This window comes from Verrucomicrobiia bacterium (assembly GCA_019694135.1).
In the GTDB taxonomy this organism is placed as follows: Bacteria; Verrucomicrobiota; Verrucomicrobiia; order JADLBR01; family JAIBCM01; genus JAIBCM01.
In genome coordinates, this window is sequence record JAIBCM010000001.1 from 201533 (window position 1) to 226371 (window position 24839).

General features: G+C 42.5%; 24 protein-coding genes and 1 tRNA gene. 8 read left to right on the forward strand and 17 right to left on the reverse strand.

All coding sequences use genetic code 11. The features are described 5' to 3' along the window. Window positions 1–17: 17 nt before the first annotated feature. Window positions 18–1367, forward strand: coding sequence for a hemolysin family protein (locus tag K1X66_01005; GenBank protein ID MBX7156953.1), 1350 nt, complete (start codon window positions 18–20; stop codon window positions 1365–1367). Between the two features lie 15 nt (window positions 1368–1382). Here K1X66_01005 and K1X66_01010 read toward each other — a convergent pair whose 3' ends face one another. Both K1X66_01010 and K1X66_01015 read right to left on the reverse strand, forming a co-directional pair. Next, complete coding sequence (locus K1X66_01010) at window positions 1383–2819, reverse strand: SLC13 family permease (GenBank protein ID MBX7156954.1); 1437 nt, start codon at window positions 2817–2819, stop codon at window positions 1383–1385. A 116-nt stretch (window positions 2820–2935) separates the two neighbouring features. Further along, window positions 2936–3007: transfer RNA gene (locus K1X66_01015), tRNA-Val, on the reverse strand. Between the two features lie 98 nt (window positions 3008–3105). On the opposite strand from K1X66_01015, the gene K1X66_01020 reads away from it, so the two are divergent. After that, window positions 3106–3654, forward strand: a complete 549-nt coding sequence (locus tag K1X66_01020; GenBank protein MBX7156955.1) for a hypothetical protein — start codon at window positions 3106–3108, stop codon at window positions 3652–3654. A gap of 46 nt (window positions 3655–3700) precedes the next feature. Here K1X66_01020 and glnA read toward each other — a convergent pair whose 3' ends face one another. The 8 genes from glnA to K1X66_01060 form a co-directional block, all read right to left on the reverse strand. Continuing rightward, the gene (gene glnA, locus K1X66_01025) at window positions 3701–5134 is read right to left on the reverse strand and encodes a type I glutamate--ammonia ligase (GenBank protein MBX7156956.1); all 1434 of its coding nucleotides are present in this window, start codon (window positions 5132–5134) and stop codon (window positions 3701–3703) included. 14 nt (window positions 5135–5148) lie between these two features. Next, window positions 5149–5487: a P-II family nitrogen regulator gene (locus K1X66_01030; protein MBX7156957.1), complete on the reverse strand. Its 339-nt coding sequence runs from the start codon at window positions 5485–5487 to the stop codon at window positions 5149–5151. A gap of 144 nt (window positions 5488–5631) precedes the next feature. After that, the gene (locus K1X66_01035; GenBank protein ID MBX7156958.1) at window positions 5632–6303 is read right to left on the reverse strand and encodes a lysophospholipid acyltransferase family protein; all 672 of its coding nucleotides are present in this window, start codon (window positions 6301–6303) and stop codon (window positions 5632–5634) included. A gap of 64 nt (window positions 6304–6367) precedes the next feature. Then, window positions 6368–7774 carry an aldehyde dehydrogenase family protein gene (locus tag K1X66_01040; GenBank protein ID MBX7156959.1) on the reverse strand — a complete coding sequence of 469 codons (1407 nt, stop codon included), beginning with the start codon at window positions 7772–7774 and terminating at the stop codon, window positions 6368–6370. A 139-nt stretch (window positions 7775–7913) separates the two neighbouring features. Then, window positions 7914–8834 (reverse strand): histone deacetylase, encoded by a 921-nt coding sequence (locus K1X66_01045; protein MBX7156960.1) that lies wholly within the window; start codon window positions 8832–8834, stop codon window positions 7914–7916. Further along, entirely contained in the window at window positions 8831–9685 is an 855-nt protein-coding gene (locus K1X66_01050) for a hypothetical protein (protein ID MBX7156961.1), read from the reverse strand. The genes K1X66_01045 and K1X66_01050 overlap by 4 nt, the downstream gene beginning before the upstream one ends. Window positions 9686–9997: 312 nt before the next feature. Beyond that, entirely contained in the window at window positions 9998–10297 is a 300-nt protein-coding gene (locus K1X66_01055; GenBank protein ID MBX7156962.1) for a hypothetical protein, read from the reverse strand. Window positions 10298–10352: 55 nt separating this feature from the next. Continuing rightward, a complete protein-coding gene (locus tag K1X66_01060) occupies window positions 10353–11747 on the reverse strand; it encodes a protein kinase (protein MBX7156963.1) in 1395 nt (464 codons plus the stop codon). Window positions 11748–11823: 76 nt separating this feature from the next. On the opposite strand from K1X66_01060, the gene K1X66_01065 reads away from it, so the two are divergent. The 3 genes from K1X66_01065 to cysS are packed head-to-tail and all read left to right on the forward strand — an operon-like array spanning window position 11824 to window position 14800. Further along, window positions 11824–12918 carry a glycosyltransferase family 4 protein gene (locus tag K1X66_01065; protein ID MBX7156964.1) on the forward strand — a complete coding sequence of 365 codons (1095 nt, stop codon included), beginning with the start codon at window positions 11824–11826 and terminating at the stop codon, window positions 12916–12918. A 1-nt stretch (window position 12919) separates the two neighbouring features. After that, window positions 12920–13396: a 2-C-methyl-D-erythritol 2,4-cyclodiphosphate synthase gene (gene ispF, locus K1X66_01070; GenBank protein MBX7156965.1), complete on the forward strand. Its 477-nt coding sequence runs from the start codon at window positions 12920–12922 to the stop codon at window positions 13394–13396. 9 nt (window positions 13397–13405) lie between these two features. Continuing rightward, window positions 13406–14800 carry a cysteine--tRNA ligase gene (gene cysS / locus K1X66_01075; protein MBX7156966.1) on the forward strand — a complete coding sequence of 465 codons (1395 nt, stop codon included), beginning with the start codon at window positions 13406–13408 and terminating at the stop codon, window positions 14798–14800. Window positions 14801–14878: 78 nt separating this feature from the next. Here the strand turns inward: cysS and K1X66_01080 are convergent, their stop codons facing one another. Continuing rightward, window positions 14879–16243, reverse strand: coding sequence for a sigma-54 dependent transcriptional regulator (locus K1X66_01080; protein MBX7156967.1), 1365 nt, complete (start codon window positions 16241–16243; stop codon window positions 14879–14881). 130 nt (window positions 16244–16373) lie between these two features. Further along, window positions 16374–18185, reverse strand: a complete 1812-nt coding sequence (locus K1X66_01085; protein MBX7156968.1) for a PAS domain-containing protein — start codon at window positions 18183–18185, stop codon at window positions 16374–16376. A 177-nt stretch (window positions 18186–18362) separates the two neighbouring features. Between K1X66_01085 and K1X66_01090 the strand changes: the two genes are divergently transcribed. Continuing rightward, on the forward strand, window positions 18363–18620 hold the full coding sequence (locus K1X66_01090) for a twin-arginine translocase TatA/TatE family subunit (protein ID MBX7156969.1): 258 nt from the start codon (window positions 18363–18365) through the stop codon (window positions 18618–18620). Here K1X66_01090 and K1X66_01095 read toward each other — a convergent pair. After that, window positions 18595–19914, reverse strand: coding sequence for an MFS transporter (locus K1X66_01095; GenBank protein MBX7156970.1), 1320 nt, complete (start codon window positions 19912–19914; stop codon window positions 18595–18597). The genes K1X66_01090 and K1X66_01095 overlap by 26 nt on opposite strands. A gap of 66 nt (window positions 19915–19980) precedes the next feature. On the opposite strand from K1X66_01095, the gene K1X66_01100 reads away from it, so the two are divergent. Further along, window positions 19981–20550 carry a DUF4287 domain-containing protein gene (locus K1X66_01100; protein ID MBX7156971.1) on the forward strand — a complete coding sequence of 190 codons (570 nt, stop codon included), beginning with the start codon at window positions 19981–19983 and terminating at the stop codon, window positions 20548–20550. Here the strand turns inward: K1X66_01100 and K1X66_01105 are convergent. From K1X66_01105 to K1X66_01120, 4 genes are all read right to left on the reverse strand, one after another. Beyond that, window positions 20528–21940 carry a porin gene (locus K1X66_01105; protein MBX7156972.1) on the reverse strand — a complete coding sequence of 471 codons (1413 nt, stop codon included), beginning with the start codon at window positions 21938–21940 and terminating at the stop codon, window positions 20528–20530. The genes K1X66_01100 and K1X66_01105 overlap by 23 nt on opposite strands. 118 nt (window positions 21941–22058) lie before the next feature. After that, window positions 22059–22454 (reverse strand): hypothetical protein, encoded by a 396-nt coding sequence (locus K1X66_01110; GenBank protein MBX7156973.1) that lies wholly within the window; start codon window positions 22452–22454, stop codon window positions 22059–22061. A gap of 42 nt (window positions 22455–22496) precedes the next feature. Then, complete coding sequence (locus tag K1X66_01115; protein ID MBX7156974.1) at window positions 22497–23672, reverse strand: glycosyltransferase family 1 protein; 1176 nt, start codon at window positions 23670–23672, stop codon at window positions 22497–22499. Window positions 23673–23674: 2 nt separating this feature from the next. Then, window positions 23675–23893 (reverse strand): hypothetical protein, encoded by a 219-nt coding sequence (locus K1X66_01120; GenBank protein MBX7156975.1) that lies wholly within the window; start codon window positions 23891–23893, stop codon window positions 23675–23677. A 79-nt stretch (window positions 23894–23972) separates the two neighbouring features. Between K1X66_01120 and K1X66_01125 the strand changes: the two genes are divergently transcribed. After that, window positions 23973–24779 (forward strand): M48 family metallopeptidase, encoded by an 807-nt coding sequence (locus K1X66_01125; GenBank protein MBX7156976.1) that lies wholly within the window; start codon window positions 23973–23975, stop codon window positions 24777–24779. Window positions 24780–24839 lie beyond the last annotated feature (60 nt).

Here is a 24839-nt window from a genome sequence, read left to right on the forward strand (position 1 = left end):
CTAATTCCTTATTACTTATGATGTTACAATTTAGTTGGCAGTTTTTAATTGTTGTTTTGCTCATTGCGATCAGTGCATTTTTTGTCGCGGCTGAATTCGCTTTAGTTCGCATTCGTATTAGCCAAATCCGACCTCTTTTAAAAACAGGCGATTGGCGGGTTCGCATTACTTTGCGTGTTTTGAAAAACTTGGATCGAACTCTTTCGGCCACTCAAATCGGCATTACCTTAGCCAATCTCGCTTTGGGTTGGATAGGAGAACCTTTTGTAAGAGGATGGATCGAACCCTTACTCGCGTCTTTTTCCTTTTCGAGTCCAAAACTGCTGCATACTATTTCTATTACCATTTCTTTTATTGCCTTGCCCTTTATTCTCATCGTATTTGGTGAGTTAGTTCCAAAACTGATCGCCATCCAAAAACCCAAAGCTGTTTCATTTCTCATTTCTGGGCCTCTCATGCTTTTTTATTACCCTTTTAAACCCTTTATTTGGTTCCTTAATTTTTGTGCCAATGGGGTGATTCGTCTCTTAGGTTTTGAAAGTGTCGATAGCTCGGAACATAACTTTTCAGCCGACGAACTCGATTATGTTTTAACTCAAGCCTATCACACCCATCCTGGTGATGCGCTCATTAATAAAATCATGATTCGTTCCTTGCGCCTGCGGGACACTATCGCCTCTCAAGTCATGCTGCCTAAAGAACAAGTAACTGCTTTGTGGTTAGACAAACCCATCAAAGAAAATTTAAGAATCGCTCAAACCAGCGGCCATAGCCGATTTCCGGTGTGTGAAGGCAATTTGGACAACGTTAAGGGAATGATTCTTATCAAAGAATGGCTCTGGCAAATTCAAGCGTTGGGATCTGACACTCCTTTCCAACCTTTGATTCGTCCTGTTCTCACCTTTACCTCTAAAACCACCATTCCCACATTGCTAGAACTTTTTCGCTCCTCACGCAGTCACCTGGCCGTTGTGCTCAACGACAACAACGGCATGGCTGGTATTCTAACTATCGAAGATGCGCTGGAAGAAATTGTAGGAGAAATCCGCGATGAACTCGATATTGAAAAGGGGCCTATTTATAACCAAACCGAAACCTCCATCCTTGTCGATGCTAATCTCAACGTGCGCGAACTCCGAGCAGAAACGGGTTGGAACTTCGAATGGCAACCACGCGAAAAAGTCGGAGCTTGGATGATTCGTCACCTGGGTCGTCCTCCCAAAAAAGGGGAAACCGTTCGTATCGGCGAATTTCGAGTGTCAGCTCCTGAAATTCATTCACAAGGACCTCGCCGTGTTAGATTAGAACGCCTTTCCAAAGAGGAGCTCGAAGCTTTAGAAACGCAAGAGTTGGAACAAAACCAATAACAAACTGAACGTTATCTAAAACGCAATCAAAACAATTGCTGTAATCAAAGTCAACGCTGCAAGATTCAGCCAAAAACCAGCTCTAACCATGTGTTTCACTTCTACCCAACCACTCCCAAAAATAATAGCATTAGGCGGGGTGCCCACTGGCATCATAAAGGCACAACTCGCTGCTAAAGCAATAGCAATCATAAAGGGTAATGGATTATCGCCCAATCCTACCGCAAAAGAAGAAACAATTGGCAGCAACACAGCAACCGTCGCCGTGTTACTAGCTAATTCACTTAATAACAAAGCCATGCCCGCAAAGAAAATAAAAAGCAAAAAAGAGGGTAAAAATCGAAAATGATGAGTGATTTGACTTAGACCCACTGTTAGTTGAGAACTTTCAATGCTTGCTGCTAAACTCAACCCACCACCAAATAAAATTAACACTTCCCAAGGCACCGCTTGAAGAGCTTCTCTTGATAAAAGGAATTTTTTCTGTTTTAAATCCACCGGCCAAAGAAAAAGTGTAATCACCCCCATCAAAGCAATCACAGTATCTGAAAGTGAAGCAATCCAACTTCCCAAAACAGGTTTGAACAACCATAAAAAAACAACAATCCCTAAAACCGCCGCCACTGCTTTTTCCTCCTGGCGCACGGGCCCTAAATGAATAATTTGCTCACGGATATGCTCCCGCACTCCTATTATCTCTTCTTTACTTAAGGTAAAAACCCATCGCGTTAACAAAAAGTAAGCGAAAACGAGCAAGCAAACTGCCAACGGGAAACCAAACAACATCCATCGCCAAAAAGGAATCAAAATATGAAATTCTTTTTCAATAAAAGCCGCTGCCATCACATTGGGCGGTGTTCCAATCAAGGTCGCAACACCACCAATATTCGCCGCATAAGCAATGGATAACATCAACGCGATTGGCAAATAAATATCTCGAAATTCACCTTTTTCATTTTTGAGCAGATTTAATGTCGAAACTCCTATCGGATACATCATCATTGCCGTCGCCGTATTGCTCACCCACATACTTAAAAAAGCGGTTGCCACCATAAATCCTCCCACCAAAGCCGCGGGTTTAGTTCCCGTTCTCATAATGAGACTTAATGCCAAACGCTCATGTAATCCCCATCGCTGCATCGCTTGCGCCATTAAAAAACCGCTTAAAAAAAGAAATATTAAAGGATCACCATAATCCGAAGCCGTCTGCGCTACTGTTCTTACTCCCAAGAGCGGCATCAAAACCAAAGGCAACAAAGCCGTGACTGCTAAAGGCACTATTTCCAACATCCACCATATTGCCATCCAAAGACCCACTCCCAAGGTGTGCCATGCTTCCAAAGAAAAATTTTGCGGCGGTGGCAGAATAAGCGTTAACAAAAAACTCAAAAGACCTAAAAATAGACCAAGAAACCAAATGCTATTTCGAGGTGAAGGCTCTTTTTTATTCACGATTTAGCTCATTAAATTTGATTTCTTAATAAAGAAAAATGATTTAGTTTATTTAATTTTTAATTATTAGCGATTAGCATTAGCTAATTCTTAATTCATTCTACTTACCTCAAAAATGCGCGATACAGGGTTCGAACCTGTGACCCCCACCGTGTCAAGGTGATGCTCTACCACTGAGCTAACCGCGCGAGCAAACTTCTATTATTATGAATTGACGTAACATTCGTGCAAGATATTTGTTACATAGCTCATTTGCATCTTTAAAAAAGATATTTATCTTTAAACTATGATCAAAACTCTATTGATGTGTTTTGTCTTAATCATCGGCCTAAGCGCTTGTTCTACGGCTTCTAAAAATAAAAATTACGACTCGAAAAAATCCAACATAAACGAAGCTTACACGATTCTCTATGAAATAACTTCCAAACAAAAAGATTTGGATAAAATTAGTGTCCTAAAAGATATTTCACCCGCGGTGAATCCACTACTCAAAGACATTTCAAAAGCTTCGGAAAAATTAGCTAAAACCCTCGATAACTGGACAAAACAAAATGAAATTCAAAACAATCTTAAATCTTTGCCTGCGTTCGAAAAACAAACACGTAAAGAAATTGAATTTAATACCACCAAAAAAATCTTAGTAAGCAGTGGTAATTCTTTAGAAAAACTTTTGCTACTCAAACAGAATGAAGCCTTGAATTATCAATCCCATTTGTGTCAGTGGATCAGTCAAAACGAAAAAAATAATTATCGCCAACAAACACTACAAGATTTTAAAAAACGTTTTGAAAAATTAAATCAGCGCGCCTTCGACCTACTATCACTAAACCAATAAAGCCATGGCTAACCATGGCTTGATTCGATTAAAGCTTAACGCTTTTTTAAACATCATAATATAAGAAAAATTCGTAAGGATGCGGACGCATACGAATCGCATCATAATTTTTCTTCTGCATATCCATCATCGCTTCCAACATATCACGTGTAAAAACGTCGCCTTTCAATAAAAACTCATGATCTTGTTCCAACGCTTCCACAGCGCCCAATAAAGAATCAGGAGCACAAGGCACCTTAGCCAATTCTTCCGGTGGCAATTCATAAAGATTTTTATCAAATGGATCACCCGGATGAATACGATTTTGAATCCCATCCAAACCCGCCATCATCATCGCAGCGCAACATAAATAAATATTAGCCGCAGGATCTGGCGTGCGAAATTCCACGCGCACCGCTTTCGGACTCGCCGAATAAGTCGGAATACGAATAGCTGCAGAACGATTACGCGCGCTGTAAGCAAAATTTACGGGCGCTTCATAACCTGGCACCAATCGTTTGAAACTATTGGTTGTCGGATTGGTAATCGCCGTCAAAGCTCGTGCGTGCTTAATAATTCCACCAATATAAAATAAAGCCATCTCGCTCAAATTGGCATAGCCTTTTCCAGCAAAGAGAGGCTTGCCACCCTTCCACAAGGATTGATGCACATGCATGCCCGAACCATTATCGCCAAAAAGTGGTTTCGGCATAAAAGTCACTGTCTTACCGTATTTTTTACAGATGTTACGCACCACATATTTGTAGAGCTGCATATCATCACCAACGTTCACCAACGAATTAAAGCGAATATCAATTTCCGCCTGACCCGCTGTAGCCACTTCGTGATGTTGACGCTCCACTTCCACACCCAATTCGCCCAACAATAAAGTGATTTCATTACGAAGATCCTGTTGCGTGTCAGCGGGGGCTACGGGTAAATAACCTTCCTTATGACGAATTTTATAACCTAAATTGGGTTGCTCATCGCGACCGGTATTCCAAATCGCTTCAACCGAATCGACTGAATAATAAGAACCGTTAGATTTATTTTCATAACGCACATCATCGAAAATAAAAAACTCCGCTTCCGGTCCAAAATAAGCCGTGTCCGCTAAGCCCGTACTGTTAAGATAAGCCTCAGCACGCTGAGCAATTCCACGCGGATCGCGATTGTAACTTTCACGCGTAATCGGATCCACTACCGTACAAACTAAACTCAGAGTCGGCTCCACATTAAACGGATCAATGATCGCAGTCTTAGGATCAGGCACCACTAACATGTCCGAAGAGTTGATCGCTCTCCAACCTCGAATGGAAGACCCATCAAAACCTAAACCTTCCGTGAACAAATCTTCATTGAGCTCCAATAAAGTTGTCGTGAAATGCTGCCAAGTGCCCTGGATATCGCAAAATTTAAAATCGACGAGTCGCACTCCGTGTTGTTTCGCAAACGAGATAACCTCTTTGCCATCTTTCGCTTTAATATATCTTTTTTCCATAATTTTTTTTAACATTAAATTGCTTTATCACCATGTTCGCCTGTGCGAATACGAATGACATCTTCCAAATTCATAATGAAAATTTTTCCATCCCCAATCTTGCCCGTCTTAGCGCTCTTCAAAATCGCTTCCACTGCACCCTCTACCAAACCATCTTCCAACACCACTTCCAACTTAAGCTTAGGCAAAAAATCCACTGTATATTCACTGCCACGATAAATTTCTGTATGCCCCTTTTGCCGACCAAACCCTTTTACTTCAGTCACAGTCAACCCTTCCACACCTACCGCAGAAAGCGCTTCCTTGACTTCTTCTAGCTTAAAAGGCTTAATAATCGCTTCGATTTTTTTCATAATAATTCCAAGATTTGTAGTTATAGCAAATATCGTGCCAACCTTACCTAAATTATTTTTCCCTGCCAAACTAAATTTAACTTAAATCATAAAGATTAAAAATAGTCAAAAATTTGTATATTTTTATACTAAAATTGATAAAAGTTATTCATTAAGCTTCAAAATTAACTCATTTCTTAACTTTTCCAAATCAAAAGGAGGCCGAATTGGCTGGCGAATCACCATCACAGATCGACCAAAAGGCAGTGAGATTCTCAAACGATCCCACGTATTCAACTCAACTCTACCTTTCAACTTAAAATCAAATGGCACCACCTCCACACCCGACCATTCTGCCAATTTAAGAATCCCCTCTTGCAAATGATAACGCGGACCACGCGGACCATCCGGCGTGATAACAACAGAATTTCCAGCTCGCAACTGCTTCAACAATTCCCTCAACGCTTCCTCACCCCCTCGAGATTTGGAACCACGAATCGCCTCAATCCCAAACTCCCCCATCGTCGTTGCTAATATTTCTCCATCACCACTCGCGCTAATCAACGCATAAAGTTTACCTATCCTATTACCAATCCGCTCATACCAATTCGGAGCGCTTGCGAGCCGATTATGCCAGGCAACCCAAATTCTTGGCTTAGGCCCTTCGTCCAAAACATGCCACGGATCCTCCAACCGATAACGTAGCGTCACCCCCATTAATCTCAAGCATCGCGCTGCCCAGCGCCCGTGACGTCGTCGCTTCAAAATTTTTTCCTGCGATTCTTTTGGACTGTAACGCATGCCCCCCAAGTAAAAACCAAAAGCAAAATTCGTCAAAAGGAATTATTTTTAAGCTATCAGCTTCAGTCGTTAGCTATCAGTATTTCCCCAATTCTTGATTTCACTCAGAAAAACTATTCTCCGGAATTTGAATCGCCTGCTCCTCCGTCGTAAATCGTATAAAATGTCGCCCCGCAGGCCGACGATTTCCCGACTCACCCACTCCGCCAAAAGGCAAAGTCGAGGGAGAAAAAGTTGTTGCCAAATTCGCGTAGAGATTTCCCACATTCAACGCATCCGCAAATTGACGAAAAACTTTTTCTGATTGGGTAAAAATAGAAGCCGTTAAACCGAAAGGCGTCGTCTCATGCATAGCAATAGCATCGGCCACATCCGCAACTTCATACACCTCAGCGATGGGCGCAAAAACTTCTTCACAATGCAAAGCGGATTTTAAACCCTTATTCCGATCCCTCCACAGCCAAACCGCTGGCCTCACATAATAACCCGGCTTCCCATCCACCACCTTTTCCACCGCCCCCTTCACCAACCATTCGCCATCTTTATTTAAACTCAAAACTTTTTCAAACCGTTGATGTGCTTTCTCATTAATTACCGGACCCAAAATAGTCTCCTCTTTCATGGGATCGCCAGGCTGATATTTTTTCAACACCTCCACCAGTGCTTCATAAAAAGGTTTCGCTACTTTTTGATTTACCAAAATACGACTCGTTGCATTACAACGCTGCCCCGCCGTTAAACAAATCCCTTCCGCCGCTGCCTGCGCCGCAGTAACAACATCCGCATCCTCACACACGATCAACGCATTTTTCCCGCCCAATTCCAAAGCCAAATGCTTCGAAAAATCTTCCGCCAAAGCTCGTGACAATATCTTCCCAACTGTAACAGAACCCGTAAAATTCACCGACCGTACCAACGGATGCAAACAAAGTGCCATACTTTCTTCCGCTCCGCCTTGAATCAACTGAAAAACGCCCGGCGGCAAAATCGACTCAAACACCTTTCCATATCGCTCCGCCACCACCGCGGCCACAGGTGAAGGCTTCAACAAAACCGGATTGCCAGCCAACAAATGCGGAACCGCAGCACCATTCGGCAGATGTAAAGGAAAATTAAATGGCCCAATCACCGCCGCCGGCCCCTGAGCACGCCGCACAATTTTGGCCGGATGCGGCCCCTCATGCACATCCTCCGGCTTCAACCACCGCTGCGCATCGTCAATACTCAAATCAAACTTCATCAGAACGGCACCCATCTCACTACGCGATTCTTTTAACGGCTTGCCCGTTTCCAAAGCAATCCCTCGCGCCAATTCCTCTTCGATCTCTTTTAGGCCTGTCTGAATTTTTCGAACATAATCCATTCGTTTTTCCAACGGCAGATGCGCCCACGACACAGCCGCCTCATGCGCCCTTTGCACACAACTCTCCACATTCGAAACACACACCTCCGGCAACTCAATACGCGTGTCACCCGGACTCCGATTTTTCCAACACGTTAATTTCATATTTTTATTTTACCGCAGAGATCGCAGAGAACACAGAGAAAATTAAAAATTGAAAACTTAATATCTAAACATTTAAATATTTTTTTAATCCACTACCTTAATTTTTTTACTCCGCGACCTCGGCGCCCTCCGCGGTTAATCAATAAACTTCCGAGCAAGCAAGAAACGTATTCACATGAACCTCTACCACTTTCGAAACATCTTTCGTATAACCTCCAGCCAAAACCCAAGCCAAAGGAATTCCCCGCTCTTTAGCAAATTGGAAAACCCTTTTATCTCGCTCCCTCAAATCCGCCGCGCCTAGATTTAAAGGCGAATAAGGATCATCCCTCAAAGGATCTGCCCCAGCTTGATACAAAATTAGGTCAATTTCATTAAACTTTAACATTAAAGATGTCCCTTTTTCCAAACATTTTAAATATTCCTCACCATCAGCTCCATTTTTCACTGGAATGGAAAAATGATTTATCCCATCCTCATGACGCATAGGTTCAACTTCTCGATAAGCTTTATTGTTAAAGTAATCATTTCCATACACGGAAATTGCCAAAAAATCTGTTCTTGATGCCACTAAATTTGCCGTTCCATTGCCATAATGAAGATCCAAATCTAATATCGCCGCATGTTTAATTAACCCTTCCTCCTTCAAAGCATCCAAGGCAACAATCAAACCATTAAACGTGCAAAATCCTTCACCGTGATCAGCATGAGAATGATGAAACCCACTAGCCAAATTTCCCGCAATCCCATCCTTCAAAGCTGCCCTCCCAGCCGCAAGACAACCACCATTAGTTAAACACACCGCAGGAAATAATTTTTCTGACCAAGAAAACTTCTGGGATTCCGCCAAAGTCCTCGGTTCACCTGCGCGAATCGCCCGCACATAATCAGGCGTGTGCACTCGCAACAAATCTTTCTCAGAAATAGGATCAGGCTTCAAAAGTTTAGCGCGCGGATGCTGACCCAACTTCTCAGCCACCAAACCAAACTTCCTCATCGGCATAATATGATCCTCACCAATCGGCGCCGCATAACCCTCATGATAAAACAATGAAATCATAAATTCTCTAGCACAGGCGATATCAAAGCCACGGTTTCATGAGCTGCCGGCAATCGTTTTATATGCTCCCATAAAGGTTCCATATCCTTTTCTCGAAATTCTACCGAATACATATGATATAACGATTCTATCAAACTTCTTAACTCCTCACCACTTATCACCTGCTCTAACTCACGCCCCACTCGCCTTACCATCAAACACAAAGGAACCGGTTGCAAATAGGAGGCATCAATTTGTTCTGAAGAACGAAAGTCGGGCTGCCAATAATCAATTTTGGGATCCACCATTTTGTAGCCTGCCTTTGCATAAGCCTTCAACCGAATCACACGATCCAATTTCGTTTCATCCCACGCCTCCATTTCTCCCACCAACGTAATCGGTCGTTCAGATAAGCCCGCTTTTTTCAAACATTCCCGTGCCGTTTGTAGTGGCAACGTTCGCAACCAACCCGCCACACCAGAACGTCGCCACTTTTCTTCAACTAATACATGCGACAGATGAACCACGACCTGAGGAGCACTCAACTTCTCACAAACAATAGCGGTATGATCTCGAACTGCCATAAACTCTTTTTTACCAGCCTGCTCCCAGAAAAAAACCATCATCTGATACAATAAATGGCACCCCCGAAAACTTTGCCTGGGATCCCATCGCATTCTACGCGCCAACGTTTCCCGAGTTTCCACTTCATTGCGATGACCAAACTCCTGCCATAATTTTTCATAAGCCAACTCAAAAACAGGATCAGCATCAGATTCAACACGGTGCAATCTTAATCCAGACCAATCACTTTCCAAAACACGTCGATCACCCGGCGCCAAATCTTTAGGAATTAAAAAATCGGGTAACATGTTATTTTTTAGTAACATATTTTTTATAGAAAAAAAGGCAACTCCGAAAGCATTCGGAGTTGCCAATACTATAATCTTTTCAAAAAAAGATTATTTGCGACATTGACACTGACACTCGTTTTTCTTGCAATTATCAGTGCTACAATTTTTTTCGCACTTGCAAGAACAGCAAGCTTTTTGTGGATTCGCAGCCATTAAATCATAGCTCGAAACAGTTGCCACAAATGCAATAATCATAATATAAATCATTTTTTTCATAATCATTTCTTTCTAAGTTTAAATTTTTATTTATTTCAACTAATAATAAAAAACTTAAACAATAGGAGGCCTCAACAAGGGGGGTTCTCGACGCGATTCAAAAAAAGCGTCTCCAGTTTCGAAGTTATGAAATTGTGTTGTAAAAAAATATTCCAACCACGTCTCTGAAAGAGCTAAAAGCAAACCTTGGCAAGAAGTGGAATTAGAACAGGTTTTACTCTTTTCTGCATTATGGCAACATTGATGTTCAGATTGAGCTTGGTTCTCACAACACTTACCGCAAGTTTGAAAAACTGTCGGAACAAAAGAAGAAAAAGTAACACCTAAAAAAGTAAGTAATAATAAATAACTCATTACTCTTTTTAGATTGGTAGAAACCATAAACTTAAACTTTAAAAAATTATTTTTACTACTCAATAATCTCAATAGTTTGATCCGGTTCAACGATCATTTGTGGTCTGCCTTGAAATTCACTTAATTTGCCCGTGACACGAATCTTTTTACCAACATAAGTTTCCAATTTTTCTTTAGAAAAAATTTCCTCATTCCCTTTTACCGGAAAAACCAAAGCCAAACTATTGCGATAACTCTCAGCAAAATTAAGATAACGAAGAGTTCCAGTTCGATTTTCTCCGTAATCCATAACTGTGCCTTCTACCATAACGGTAGCGCCTATTTTCTTTTTTAATTGAAGCAGATTTAAAGGATCCACTGAACTCGGCCTCTCCTCTTTTTGGCTTACTTCTTCTGGTGGAGGAGTGACAGGATTTGTCACTGGAGGCGGAACCGAAACTAGGTTAGTTGCAGTAACTTGATTCGTAGTTGCTAAAGGTTGAGTAGATTCCTTAGGACGCTTTAAAAACCAGATTGCGCCGCCGGCTAAAACTAAAACCACAGCAACAATGAGCACTATCAATCCCATAGGGGCGCTTTTTTTGAGTTCGATATCAACGTGGGATGTTTGACGACTCGAACTGGAAACGACATCACGAATCGTCGTTCGAATTGTTTCTATAGTCGGTCGATTTTCAGGTCGCACCGACAACATTTTCATAATGACATTAGAAAGCGCAGGCGGAATTTCAGGTCGCACCCCAATTAAAGGCGTCGCTTTTCCGCTCAAATGACCATGCATAACTTGCGCAATGGAATCGCCCGTGTAAGGGAAACGGCGTGCCAAACAAAAATAAAAAACGCAACCTAGAGAATAAATATCAGATCGGGCATCAATAGGTTGCCGCGACAACTGTTCAGGCGACATCGTGTAAATGGAACCCATGACACTTTGATCCTGATCGGACGTTTGCTCCTGAGGCGCTTCAACCGCTTTCGCTAGACCAAAATCCAGAATCTTAGCCGTGAACGATTGATCTTCATGAAATTGTAAAAAAATATTGGAAGGTTTCAAATCGCGATGCACCACTTGCTTAGCATGAGCAGCCGACAAACCACTTAACACTTGTCGCGCAAGTTGTTGAAAAAACGGAACGCTAATATGAAATTCAGTAACAACTTGATCCAATGTCTTCCCCTCCAACAATTCCATGACAACGAAAGGCCCTTCGGCATCGCTGCCAAAATCAAACAATGTGACAATGTTAGGATGGTGTAGACTAACAAGAATTTGAGTTTCCTGCCATAATGCACTCATCGCATCAGCATCCGCTTTCAAACGTTTTAAGGCAACCACGCGCCCCAATTGGTTATCCCAAGCGCGAAAGACTGAACCCTCGCCTCCTTCACCTAACGGTTCGAGAATCGAATAACGAGACTGGGTTCCTGTTTCTGAATTTTCTTCAGCCATTAATACAAATCTACTCGTTTCTTTATCTCATACTATGCTAACTTTGGCAATGAGACAAATGGTTTGTTAATTTCTCATGAATTTTGCGCTTTTTACCACCACTTTTTTCCCAATTGTCGGGGGGGCTGAAAAACAATTGGATTTATTAGCTCGCGGCCTTTTAGCGCGTGGCCATTCGCCACTCGTGATTGCACCTTGGGTGTCCGGAAAAAATAATGAAATAAAAACGCCCTATCCGATTTATCGCTATCCTCGGATTCGTTCCAAACGGTGGGGACTTCGATGGCACGCGCGATTTCTTTCTCAATTACATAAAAAGCATGCTTTTGACTGGATCCATTCTCAAGGCGCATATCCCGCTGGCTATATGGCAAGCGCATTTGCCAAACGACATTCCGTGCCTTTAATTATTCGCGCGTATGGCGGTGACGTATTACCCGGAGAAGCTATCGCTTCCTCCTGGTGGTTAAATCGTCGCTTAAAAAAAACCACAGCAAGCGCCAAAATTTTAATCGCACAAAATCATGAATTGAAAGAATTGCTTAGTCAGCTCAGTGGCAACCCCAACCATGTCTTTCAATTAGCCAATGGCGTTGAAATTGAATTATACGCTAAAGAAATTTTACCCAACCCTTATTGTGACGAAGCGCCTTTTGCTCTTACCCTTAGCAATTTTTACCCAAAAAAAGGATTGGATATTTTAATTCGAGCCTGGGCACAAGTGGTCAAGCAATTGCCACAAGCCAAATTAAAAATCGCGGGCCATGGTCCCGATGAAATCAAATTAAAAAATCTAATTCACGAACTTTGTGTAGATGATGTCGTCACCATTCACGGCCAAGTTCGAAGCGAAGACAAAATTCAGCTTTTGCAAGCCAGCCAACTTTATATTAGCAGCGCCCGACGCGAACCTTTTTCGAATGCCCTTCTGGAAGCCATCGCAGCCGGCAATCGCGTGGTGGCAACGCGCACGGGCGGTTCGATTGAAATTGTGCAAAAAACGCAAAGCGGCGTTTTAGTGGAACCTAGTGATGAAACGGCTTTGGCAAACGCTATCATTCAAAGTTTTCCACAAGCTCGACCCCTTTTAACTTTCGAGCAGCGCTACGAGCGTATCGCTTGTTATTCCGTAGAAGCCATGATAGACAATTATTTAGCGTTATTAAAATAATATGAATCGAGTCGGTATAGGTTATGATGTGCATGCATTAGTGGAAGGCAGACCCTGCATTCTAGGCGGGGTAACTCTCGCGCATGACAAAGGATTGGAAGGTCATTCAGATGCTGATGTTTTGATTCACGCGATTGCTGATGCCATCTTGGGGGCTTTAGGCGAAGGTGACATCGGAAAACATTTTCCGAATTCCGATGCTCGATGGAAAAATGTTTCCAGCCTTGTCTTTCTCGAAAAAATTCAAGAAATGTTACAAACTCAAAAAATGGTGTTAATAAATGTAGACGCCACCATTATTGCTGAAGCACCGAAAGTTTTGCCTCACACTGAAGCCATGAAGGAAAAGTTAGCTCGCGCGCTTGCGATTGAACCGCGGCAAATTAATCTAAAAGCAACCACCAATGAAAAAATGGGATTTTTGGGTCGAGGCGAAGGTATTGCGGCTTTGGCTATCGCCAGTGTCATGCCACGTTAGTTTTTCCTCATGAAAGCGCCCCAGTTTTACAACACGTTGTCGCGCCAAATCGAATTATTGCCTTTTTCTGCAGGAGACGAAATCAAACTCTATACGTGCGGTCCTACTGTTTATGATTACGCGCACATTGGAAACTTTCGCGCCTATATTTTTGAAGATCTTTTGCAACGATTTTTGGAAGTAACGGGTTATCGGGTCAAACGTGTGATGAATTTTACGGATGTGGACGACAAAACCATTCGCAATTCACGCAAGCAAGGCATCCCTCTTTCTGAGTTCACTGCCCTTTATAAAAAAGCATTTTTGGAAGATTTAAAAACTTTGCGTATCCAAATGCCAAGTCATATGCCAAGCGCTACAGATTTTATTCCGCAAATGATTCAGATGATCCAAGCGTTGGAACAAAAGGGCATCGCTTATCAAGCGGAAGATGGCTCCGTTTATTACCGGATTTCAAAATTTTCAGATTATGGAAAATTAGCGCATCTCGATTTAGAAACGTTACGACCCTCAGGACGGATTAATTCAGATGAATACGAAAAAGAAAATCTCGGGGACTTCGCGCTATGGAAAGCCGTCACTCCAGAAGATGGCGAGGTAGGATGGGAATCGCCCTGGGGACGAGGGCGACCAGGGTGGCACATCGAATGTTCCGCAATGGCGACTGCTTTATTAGGAGAAACAATTGATATTCATTGCGGCGGCATTGATAATATTTTTCCTCATCACGAAGCAGAAATTGCACAAAGCGAAGCGTGCAGTGGTCACCGCTTTGTAAAACTTTGGATGCATTGCGAGCATCTACGAGTCAATAATCAAAAAATGGCTAAATCGCTTGGCAATTTTTATACCTTGCGCGATTTGTTGGAGAAAGGTTTTACAGGAGATCAAGTTCGTTACGCTTTGCTTTCAGTGCATTATCGTATTCCTCTCAATTTTACTTTGGAAGGATTAGAAGCAAGCAAACAAGCTTTAACACGCATTGATGAATGGAAAAAACGTCTACTTTCGTTAAATTTTGATCGATCAGAAAAAGTGGAAGCGGCTTCCTGGCAAAAAAAATTTGTGGAAGCCTTAGCTGATGATCTTAATATTTCTAAAGCTTTAGCTGTGCTATTTGACGTCATTCGCGAAACTCATCGCGCCATGGATCAAAATTCACTCTCTCAACAAGAAGCCGATACGCATTGGAAAGCCTGGGAAACCATTAATCAAATTTTAGCCATCGAAACAACAACTGGAACAACAACCATTCCTGAATCCGTCCAAAAACTTTTAGAAGAACGAAAGTTGGCGCGTGAAAAAAAGGACTTTAAACAATCAGATCTATTGCGAGAAAAGATGAAAACCTTGGGCTGGACGGTAAAAGACACACCGCAAGGTCAAGAACTCCGAGCTCTTTGAATGATTTTCGTGAAATGGAAAAGGCCTCTTTCGGGAGAGGCCTTTTGCGAAGAATGAGGAGAATTTGGAATCGTGAAATTATTTTGCCACTTTTTTGATGTTAAGCTTATCGATGCGATACAACACAATGCGTCGCGTCGTGCCTAATAAAGAAGCCGCTTTATTGATATTGCCATTAGCACGCGTCAATGCGTTAACAATGATTTCTCGTTCAAAGGCGTTAACCGTCTCTTCAAAATTATTAGTATAGGTATCAATACGACCTCGATGACCTGGCGCCAAAAGCTCTTTAGGCAAGTGCTCTTCACGAATACAAGTTTCTTGACTGTAAACTACCAAGAGGCGCTCCATCATACTGCGCAATTCTCGAATATTGCCTGGCCATTGATATTTGCGCATTAAATCTAAAGCTTCTGGAGCAATATCCTTAACTTCGGCATACATTGACCGACGCAGTTGATTTAAAAAGTGGTAAGCTAATAATGCCACATCCTCAGGACGTTCGCGTAAAGGTGGAAGATGAATAAATTTATTACCAATAAGATTCATTAATTCAGGTTTGAGAGAGGATTGAATTTGATCAGCAGTTTTGCTTGATGCCAAAATAATTCTTGCACCGATAGGCACTGAAAAAGAAGAGCCAATACGATTAAATTTTCGAGTCTCTAACAATTTCGCAATCTTTTCTTGAGTCGCAGGCGAAACTTGATCGATCTCATCCAAATAAACTGTGCCAGAACCCGCTAAATCAAAAGCGCCTCGTCCTGTGACTCCGTCTTGAACCGGACGCTGAGGCTCAAAACCAAAAAGTTCTGCTTCCAAAATAGAATCAGGCTGACCAAAACAACGTACGTAAATAAAAGGTTCCGATCTTTGCGCGCTCCAAGAATGAATTTGACGCGCTAAAAATTCCTTACCTGTACCACTTTCTCCCGTAATCCAAAGTGGCACACTCACCATTTCAGTTGAAGCATTCCTAGCATCGCTAATGGCTTTACGGAAAATGGGCGCCTCGCCCACTAAAGTATGCATGGAAAATTCCCGGTTCACTTCTTTTTGGAAAATTTCTCGGGCACGTGGAGTAATTGCAGCATCAATCGATTGAATAACCGTATGACGCAACTCATCCACATCAAAAGGCTTTCTAATATAGCCCACTGCTCCTAAACGCAGCGCTTGAGCCAAGGTTTTTTCCGAGCCCACGGCAGTCACCAAAATAACAGGCATTTCCGGATAAATCGCTTTAATATCACGCATCAAAGTTATACCATCCGTATCCGGCATAATCTGATCGAGAATAACAAGATCAATTCTCTGTTTAGAAAGAATATCCATTGCCTCACGCGCATTCGCTGCAACAGAAACCTCATACAACTTAAAGAAAATAGCTTTAATGGACTCGCGCGTTCCGAACTCGTCATCAACCGCTAAAATATGTTTCATAATTTTTGCTAGAATTTTGTTCTCTTTTGTTAAATTTATCTAAATTGGTTAATTAATAGCAATATGCGTATATTTTCCAAGGAATCAACCTGTTTTTAAAATTTTTTCCAAAAATTTTTCAACCTAGGACTTAAACACAGCTTTCCTGAGATTGCAACGGAAAATAAAGATGAAAACAGGTTCCCTGCTTCAATTCACTTTGCACCTCAATCGCACCCTGATGATCTTCCATGATCCCCATAACAATCGAAAGCCCCAAGCCATTTCCCTCTTGTTTCGTGGAATAAAAAGGTTCGAAAACTCTTTTCAACACTTTTGGCATCATACCATGCCCTGTATCTTGAATCGTCAAACAAATATAAGAGCGCATCGCTTCACCTTCTTTTGTTTCGGAATTCCTTGACACTCCAAGACGCTTTACCACCGCAGTCTGAATCCCCAAAACTCCTCCCTGTTTCATGGCTTCTTCTGCGTTAACTACCAAATTCATTAAAATTTGCTGAATTTTTTGTCGATCTCCTCGGATAAAATCCACTTCAGCCTCCAACTCCTTTCTCACCTTAATCTTTCGATGATTCAAATCGGGTTGATACAGAGCAAGAGTGGCCTCAATTACTTCATGCAAATGAAAAGAAACAAAAGAAATTGCAGACGGCCGTGCTAAATGAAGCAATTGACTCACAATTTGATCAATACGCCCTACCTCATGCCCAATTAAACGTGAAAATTTTTGTAAAAATTCCTCATCATTCATTCGTTCGGGTAACAGCTGTACAAACGTTTTAATTGCTACCAAGGGATTTTTAATCTCGTGCACCATGCTGGCCGAAAGCGCTCCCAAATTCGCAAGTCGATTAGCATGATGCAACTGCTTTTCCAAATTTTTCACCTGCGACACATCCTGAAATACTAACTGAGCCCCCAAAACTTTTCCCGTCTCATCATGAATGCAACGACACCCAAACTGAATAAACAACTCTACTTCTCCGCCTACACTCACTAAAATCTTGCTTTCTTGTAATTCCTCATCATGCGTCTGCATCAAGGCCTGATGCAAAGCCACACTCAACTCCTGAGGCAACCCCGCTAAAGAAGTAGGCATGTTCTCACCCTTATCCCACTGCATCAAACGACGCGCCTCCTGGTTGCAAACTAAAACAAATCCATGCGGATCTACAATAATTACCCCACTTCCCAACTGATCTAACAAAACCTCCAGTAGTTTCATGTGATAAACATTGCTTTGACGCAACTCCAAAGATAACAATGTCACCTCTAAAACCATCGCAAGTTGATTAGCCAAAACTTGCAATCCCATTTTTTCAAAGGAAAAATAAGACGATGATTGCCGAACTTTTCTCGGACCCAACAAAATAAGCCCTGCTAATTTCTCTTGAATAAACATACCCACCACCAAAGAAGCTTCAAACAATACCTCGCCATTTACCCCTTCCTTATCAGGCAGCAAATGATTAACCTGCTCATAATCCAATGGCTGCTTGTAAGCTTGCATCAACTGAGGCAAATCATCCGACAACTTCATCACCTCATTGGTCCAAGAATCAGGCGCACCAATTACACAACGACCCACCTCGCCATGAAATAAAAAAACTCTCACCCACTCCACTTTCATCTCTTCTTGAATTAGGCTCGCAAATCGATTCAAAGTTTCCTTGTTTCCCTGCGCGTGAAAAATAGCATGCGTCACCCGAGTAAAAGATCGCCATTGCCGTTGCAATATCTGACGCTCCGAACTCATCAACCCTAACCTGCGCCTCAATTCATTAATCGAATAAATCGCGAAAGCGGCCACTATAAAATAAATAAAACCATGCAACCCCCACGATAAATCCCTTAAATAATGAATCTCAAAAACATGAAAACCATATAAAAGCAATACGGTATAACTAGTGACGACACCCCACCCTGCTCTTTTTTTCAAGCTCTTTAACACTGGCTTATCCTTTTACCAAGAATTTACTTTAATTTACACACCCAATTACTACCCCACCGCTCAACTTCCGTAGGTTTTACTTATAACCTATTAGTACACCTAATAATATAGCCTAAAAAATAAAGAAGTTGCAAACTTTTTATTTTCCTTTAGCATTAAAGTCGTATGACTACTCTTTTTCCTATCGCTCTTGGCTTGCCTGCAGGCCCCGAATGGCTTGCCATTATTTTCGTCGTCCTACTGCTCTTTGGCGCCAAAAGACTTCCTGAACTCGCTCGTGGACTGGGCAGAAGTATTGGCGAATTCAAAAAAGCTAAAGATGAATTCACTAATGAAATAGAAAAAGCGAGCCAAATCGAAACCCGCAACTCTCCCAACACCGTTTCTACAACTCAACCTACGAATCCCCCCAAAACTTCCTAAAACTCCCGCGATCCATTAAACTCATTATACCAGCTAACGCCACGCAAAATACGCCCAAATCACGGATCATTTGATCCGCGCCGCGCCACCCCAAAAGTCGTCCATCCAAATTCAAGGCCAACGCCACTAAAAAACAACTACATCCCCATGCCGAACGTACAGCAAAAAACTCACCATGCCTTCCACTAGGAACATGAAATTGCAATCGCGCATCCATTGGCACAATCAATAACGCACTCGCTAATCCCACCAACACACACAACCCCATCACCCACTCCAAACTATGTGAAAAACTTAATCCATAAAAAACCATCCCCAACATCCCAAACATCAACATAGGCAATCCCTCATAATGCCCCACCCGAACAAACCGACCCGAAAGACCGATTCCCAATATCAACCCCACACCTGCACTCAACAATAAAAAGATCACCGCCACCAAATGCTCTTCCATCACAGGCTCGCGAAACCCCAACGCCATTACCCCTTCGGAAAAGTAATGCAAAACCACCCGCAAATGCGCCATATCCAAACTTTGCACCACATACTCCAAAACAAAAACCGCAAAAAGACCTGAAACAAACTGAATCCCACCATTTACCAAAAAAATTTGTCGCACCACTTTATCTCGCAAAACCTCCAAAAACGTATTACCTATCTCCGACCAACTCACTGCGCGATTCTCTGCTTGCATCGGTTTCAACTGTCCTTCAATGCGTCCCACTAAAATTGCTGAAGCCAAAAAACCTAAAGCCGTAATAATAAAACTGCTTTTCTCCCCAAAAATCGCTACCACAAACCCTACCCCTGAACCTACCAAACTTCCTACCACCCCAACCACCGTAATCAACGCATTAGCCGTCACCAACTGCCGCCCCTCCACCAACAACGGCACCGCCGCCTGACGCGCCGGAATAAAAACCCCATTCATCAACCCAGTCAAAGCCACAAACACCAACATCAATGCCGGCGACTTCCACGCCACCCACGCTCCCAGCATAATTAAAACCAAAACCACACGCGATAAATCCGCACCAATCATCACCCACTTACGATCCCAACGATCCACAGCACGCCCAATCCAAGGCGCCAAAACTACCGTCAACACCATTCCACAAAACAAAACCCGCGCGCTCTCCTTTCCCACCCCCATCCCTTGTTCCGGCGTCAACTGCAAAACTACATACAAAATTGCAAACTGATAAAAACGATCTCCAATCGAAGAAATAATCTGTCCCCACCACAACCGAAAAAAATTTCGATTTCTTAAGACCTCGCCGAAATTAGAACGCATCAACCTCATTTTTCTTTGCCTTACTCCTTACTCTGTGCCAAATACCAGATGAACACAATGCCATTCATGAAAACAACTCTCAAACCTATTACCAGCGATCAAGCAATCCAAAAACGAACTGGTAAAACCTGGCCCCAATGGTTCCAACTATTGGATAACGCAAACGCCCACCAACTCGATCACAAAAAAATCGTCGCGTTACTTAAAAAAGAATTTTCCCATTTAAATGGCTGGTGGCAACAAATGATCACCGTCACCTACGAACAAGCTCGCGACCTACGCAAAAAATATCAAACCTCGAAAGGTTACCAAATCAGCGTTAGCAAAACCTATCCTCTAGCACCCTCGAAACTCTACCAAATCTGGCAAGACAAAAACCGCAAAACCTGGCTCCCTCATCCCTTCACCATCCGAAAAGCCACACGCAATAAAACCCTCCGCATCACTTGGGAACAGGATCAAACCCATCTCGATGTCCAACTCTATTCCAAAAATAAAAACAAAACTCAACTTACCGTCCAACATCGCAAACTCAAAACTGCAGCTTCAGCCAATCGCATGAAAAAATTTTGGTCTCACAACCTAAAGCAACTGGCTAAAGCTCTCGAAACATCTAAAATAAATAAAACAGATTAAGCACTAGCGTGTGCTGCTGATTATTATCATTACCCAAAACACTTTCCTGTCCACGGCTCGAAACCATATCAGCTCGATACTCTAACCGACATCCTACATTCCTCCAAAAATCAAAACCCGCAGTTAATGTCGCGGAATAAAGATCCGTTTGACTGACATAAACCTCATTTTTATCTTTGGAAATATTTTTCCCTTCTTTTATCACACCATCTACAAAACCAAGCGTTCCATCATCAGCATGCAAATATTCCAAGCGTCCTGCCAAACTAAACCATGAATTAAATTGATATTTGCTATATAGACCAACACCCCACGCAGTCGCGCCATTTTTATCAAGACCCACATTTCCATAATGAACTCCATGTCCTTCATGTTCGTGCGACTCCGATAACTTCACATGCTTCAAATTATCATCCACCGAAACGAGGATAGTGTTGAAACCCAAAAGCCAACGATCTTTAGAACATTTTGGCAACCATTGTCCTTGCAACGTAAAAGCCCACAACGCACCATTTTCCTGCAAATGAGTCGTATGACCATCCCTGTGAATATGGTCCGAATGATCAGCCGTATCGACGCGACTAAAAGGCAATTCACCCTCAGGCGAATAAGCCAACGCACCTCGCAACGATGCATTTTTCTCTAAATTTTGCAGCGTCATAGCGCCTGTGATTAACTTTGAAAAATCTGAGTCATCCAAAAATGCGCTATCAGAATTATGCCAACCATTCGCCAAACCTAAATCCAACGTCAGCCAATCCGTAGCGGGATAACTTATCACCAGACCTACATGCTCTCCTGGATCCAAATAATGTGCCAACAAACCATGCGTATAGTTAATATTATAAGGCCGATCGTGCGATTCATAACTCATTAACGAATGCCATTTACCCAAACTAAAATCCAAGCCACGCCCCACCGGAATACGAAACTGCACAATCGCCTCATGAACCGTGCTAAGAACATCAGCATGCCCGTGCTCATCAGTACCGCCATGATGCGATTCCACATCCTCCCCCCAATTCAGCGAAATGGCAAAACCTGCCGCCCACTTATTGTCTGCCGGCAACGCCTTCGACAACGTCAAATTAATTTGATTCAAATTAAAATCTTGTGAATCCTCGCCAGTTATCGCATTCGCCTCATCAAGATCACTAACACCACCTCCATTAAAGTTGTAAACATAAGAAACATCGACATATCCCCCCAACTTAATTCCCGGCTGCGATATCTCCGAATAAATCCCCTGATCCTCCAAATAAGTTTCCAATCGCCTAACTTTTTCAGCTTCTTCTTGAGTAACTGAAACTTGAGAAACATGACCCGGATTATGAGCCCAAGCGGAAATTCCCCACAACAAACCTACAGCAGTAAAAATATTTTTCTTCATTAAATTCCTAAATTAAATTTTTTATAACTCGCTAAAATCGATTCCTCTAAGGGTTTTAGCGAAGATCAAACCGCACACTTTCCGCGCACGATTCGTTCCGTTAATTTTGAACTGAGAATTAACTGATTAATTTAGGAGGCGGCGTGGCAGGAGCGTATTCCTCTGTATGCCACACCTTATTTTCATCCATCCGATTACCAAGGCACTCACGATGTGGCACCAACAATTTTTCTTCTAAAAAAGCAAATAAAGAAACTTTAACTTGAAAACTTTCCACATTGTAAGGGTTATCCTGCTGATGCTCCTTCTCGCGTGCCTCAGCAGCCTTACGACACAAAGAACAAGATTTTTTCCCACTAAAAGTTTGTTCCGCTTTACGCCATAAAGAATTTTGACCAGTCTGAATGATCACCATCTTACCCCATGCAACACCCTGAACAATACAATGATGCCCACCACTTAACAAAAATAATAAACTCCATAATAAAACGTGTCGGAAAAAGCATAAAAACATCGCCACCCTTCTTATAAAGAAATAAAAACTAGCGCAATAGAATTAAGCAATATCTGCATCTTTTAACAACTTTTGACAAACTTTGCCTGCCTCAAAATAAGTTTCAGCAAATGCTCGTGCCGCATGTGAATGCTCTGCATAATTCACGCTCACTTTTTTAATTGCATCAATCGCTTCTTCCATGGTGTCAAATTTCAAAACTCCTTTCCCCGAAGGCAAATGCTCGCTCCAACCCGTGTCCTGCACCACCACCGGGCGACCCAATGCTAAATAACACGCACTGCGACAACTGAACCACCCACTCCACGACTTCACATAACCATTTTTTGCAATACTCCACTCTGCCTTAGAATTACGCAAAAAATCGCGATAAGTTTGATAATCTGGCAACACTTGATCCGGCTCCAAAATTTTCCAACCTTTTTTTTCCAATTCTGATGTCGGCCTCCTCTGCCCCACGCCTTGTCCCATCGCAAGGACCATCCGCTCCGGACTTATTTTCTGCGGCAAATCCATAAACCGCAAAAACTCCATATCCTTTTGCCCATAGCTTTCGCCTTGAAATTCTTGGAGCTTATAACTCGCCCAATTCATCACCGTAGTAAAAGCGCCATAAGCTGGATGATTTTTATTTTCCTCTTTCGATTCCCAATATTCTAAAGCAATCGGCTGCACAGTTGGCTTCCAACGCAAACCCACCGTCGGCACGAAACAATTTTTCGCGCCAATATTTAATCCAAAAGAAAAATGATCCGTGTGCGCTCGAACACGATCCACATAATCTTTTTTCGTCCCCAACGCCAACCCAATATGCGTAAACATCGGATCGCCATCCAAAAATAATTTGTACGGAATGGAAGCCGTAACCTCTCTCAACCAACAAGCACCTGACACATTTGCCAACACATCTGATTCTCGAATGATTTTTTCCGCTTGCTGAACATCCGAAACCCCATGATAACTCCCATCCGCTTCATTGCGATAAATCCAGCGATCGCCCAACCCAAACTCGCTCATAATTCGAGAAAGATAATTTACATTATAAGAACAATCCGCAGAAGGCTCTTGCTTGATCGGATCATAAGCCCACGTTGCCGTGTCCTCCAAATACCAAACCTCATGACCCAATTTTTGGAATCCTAAAACATACTGCAAATAATCCCACGTCACCCCGCCAAACGCATATTGACCAATCAGACCCGTAACCAAAATTCGCATAACTATTTACCACACGAACCACGCGCAACCTCTTCACTCCTCAAAAAAGATAACGCTTTTTCATAACTTCGCTTCTCTAAAAAATGCGTCAACTGTGGGTCCCAATTTGTTTCTTTCACCAAACGATCTAATTTAGAAAGATGAGACAAACAATTTTCATGCTTGCGAATAGACTCCATCAACTCTTCCAAAACTCTTTTAAGTTCAATCCTTGAATCCATACTTTTTATCTTAATAAGATACAAAATTTTTACAAAATAGTCATTCCCTTTTAAAGTTTTGACTTTAAATTGATTTATTATGTTTCAAAAAATTTTTCATTCCATTTTTGTCTTAGCAATAAGCGGATTGCTTATCGCTGGTTGTGCTTCCACAGGACCCAAGAAACTAGGCGCTGTCGCGGAAAAAGATTATCGAGAAGTCCATGCAACTCCTCAAGAAGAACAACAAGGCGAAGCTATTTTTCAAGCCGTAAAACAAAAAGTGGGCACGAGCTCAGATAGCGCTAAGCAAGCCACTGTCCGACGCGTGATGAATCGACTCTTACGTGCTAATCCTAACGGCATTGATAGCTGGGAATTTGCCGTTATTCGCGATGCTTCTCCTAACGCTTTTGCCTTGCCCGGAGGCAAAGTCGGTGTGCACGAAGGCATGTTTCGCGTCGCCCAAACCGATACAGCTCTGGCCGCAGTGCTAAGTCACGAGATGGCTCATGTCGTTGCGCGTCATCACGCTCGCGCCCAAACCCAACGCGGCATCTTACAAGGTTTAGGTATGGCGCTGGGAGTTGCCGTGGGTGTGGCAGCGCCAGAATTTTCTAACCTTTCTTCTGGCCTTTATCAAAATATTGCCGTTTACGGATTTGCTCTCCCTTACAGCCGCTCCCACGAAATGGAAGCCGATCGCATGGGGCTACTTTTCATGGCCCGCGCGGGTTACGATCCTCGAGAAGCCGAAAAATTTTGGACTCGCATGCAACAGGTTTCCGAACATAATCAAATTCCTGATTTGCTTTCCACCCATCCCGCGGATGAAAAACGCATTGAACAAATCCGTTTAATCCTCCCCGAAGTCATGCCTTATTACCAAAAAACGCGCTCGAATTAAGAACCCGTTAAACACGCGAATCACACACAAAATTTGAAGGGAATTAAATTTAAACTTATA

Bases quoted from the DNA above. Each gene is read 5' to 3' on its own strand.
- K1X66_01045 (MBX7156960.1), bottom strand. From the start codon at position 8,834: ATGATTTCATTGTTTTATCATGAGGGTTATGCGGCGCCGATTGGTGAG.
- K1X66_01040 (MBX7156959.1), bottom strand. From the start codon at position 7,774: ATGAAATTAACGTGTTGGAAAAATCGGAGTCCGGGTGACACGCGTATT.
- K1X66_01005 (MBX7156953.1), top strand. From the start codon at position 18: ATGATGTTACAATTTAGTTGGCAGTTTTTAATTGTTGTTTTGCTCATT.
- K1X66_01100 (MBX7156971.1), top strand. From the start codon at position 19,981: ATGAAAACAACTCTCAAACCTATTACCAGCGATCAAGCAATCCAAAAA.
- K1X66_01080 (MBX7156967.1), bottom strand. From the start codon at position 16,243: ATGAAACATATTTTAGCGGTTGATGACGAGTTCGGAACGCGCGAGTCC.
- K1X66_01125 (MBX7156976.1), top strand. From the start codon at position 23,973: ATGTTTCAAAAAATTTTTCATTCCATTTTTGTCTTAGCAATAAGCGGA.
- K1X66_01120 (MBX7156975.1), bottom strand. From the start codon at position 23,893: ATGGATTCAAGGATTGAACTTAAAAGAGTTTTGGAAGAGTTGATGGAG.
- K1X66_01055 (MBX7156962.1), bottom strand. From the start codon at position 10,297: ATGAGTTATTTATTATTACTTACTTTTTTAGGTGTTACTTTTTCTTCT.
- cysS (MBX7156966.1), top strand. From the start codon at position 13,406: ATGAAAGCGCCCCAGTTTTACAACACGTTGTCGCGCCAAATCGAATTA.
- K1X66_01095 (MBX7156970.1), bottom strand. From the start codon at position 19,914: ATGCGTTCTAATTTCGGCGAGGTCTTAAGAAATCGAAATTTTTTTCGG.
- K1X66_01020 (MBX7156955.1), top strand. From the start codon at position 3,106: ATGATCAAAACTCTATTGATGTGTTTTGTCTTAATCATCGGCCTAAGC.
- K1X66_01115 (MBX7156974.1), bottom strand. From the start codon at position 23,672: ATGCGAATTTTGGTTACGGGTCTGATTGGTCAATATGCGTTTGGCGGG.
- K1X66_01090 (MBX7156969.1), top strand. From the start codon at position 18,363: ATGACTACTCTTTTTCCTATCGCTCTTGGCTTGCCTGCAGGCCCCGAA.
- K1X66_01110 (MBX7156973.1), bottom strand. From the start codon at position 22,454: ATGTTTTTATGCTTTTTCCGACACGTTTTATTATGGAGTTTATTATTT.
- K1X66_01030 (MBX7156957.1), bottom strand. From the start codon at position 5,487: ATGAAAAAAATCGAAGCGATTATTAAGCCTTTTAAGCTAGAAGAAGTC.
- glnA (MBX7156956.1), bottom strand. From the start codon at position 5,134: ATGGAAAAAAGATATATTAAAGCGAAAGATGGCAAAGAGGTTATCTCG.
- K1X66_01105 (MBX7156972.1), bottom strand. From the start codon at position 21,940: ATGAAGAAAAATATTTTTACTGCTGTAGGTTTGTTGTGGGGAATTTCC.
- K1X66_01065 (MBX7156964.1), top strand. From the start codon at position 11,824: ATGAATTTTGCGCTTTTTACCACCACTTTTTTCCCAATTGTCGGGGGG.
- ispF (MBX7156965.1), top strand. From the start codon at position 12,920: ATGAATCGAGTCGGTATAGGTTATGATGTGCATGCATTAGTGGAAGGC.
- K1X66_01060 (MBX7156963.1), bottom strand. From the start codon at position 11,747: ATGGCTGAAGAAAATTCAGAAACAGGAACCCAGTCTCGTTATTCGATT.
- K1X66_01050 (MBX7156961.1), bottom strand. From the start codon at position 9,685: ATGTTACCCGATTTTTTAATTCCTAAAGATTTGGCGCCGGGTGATCGA.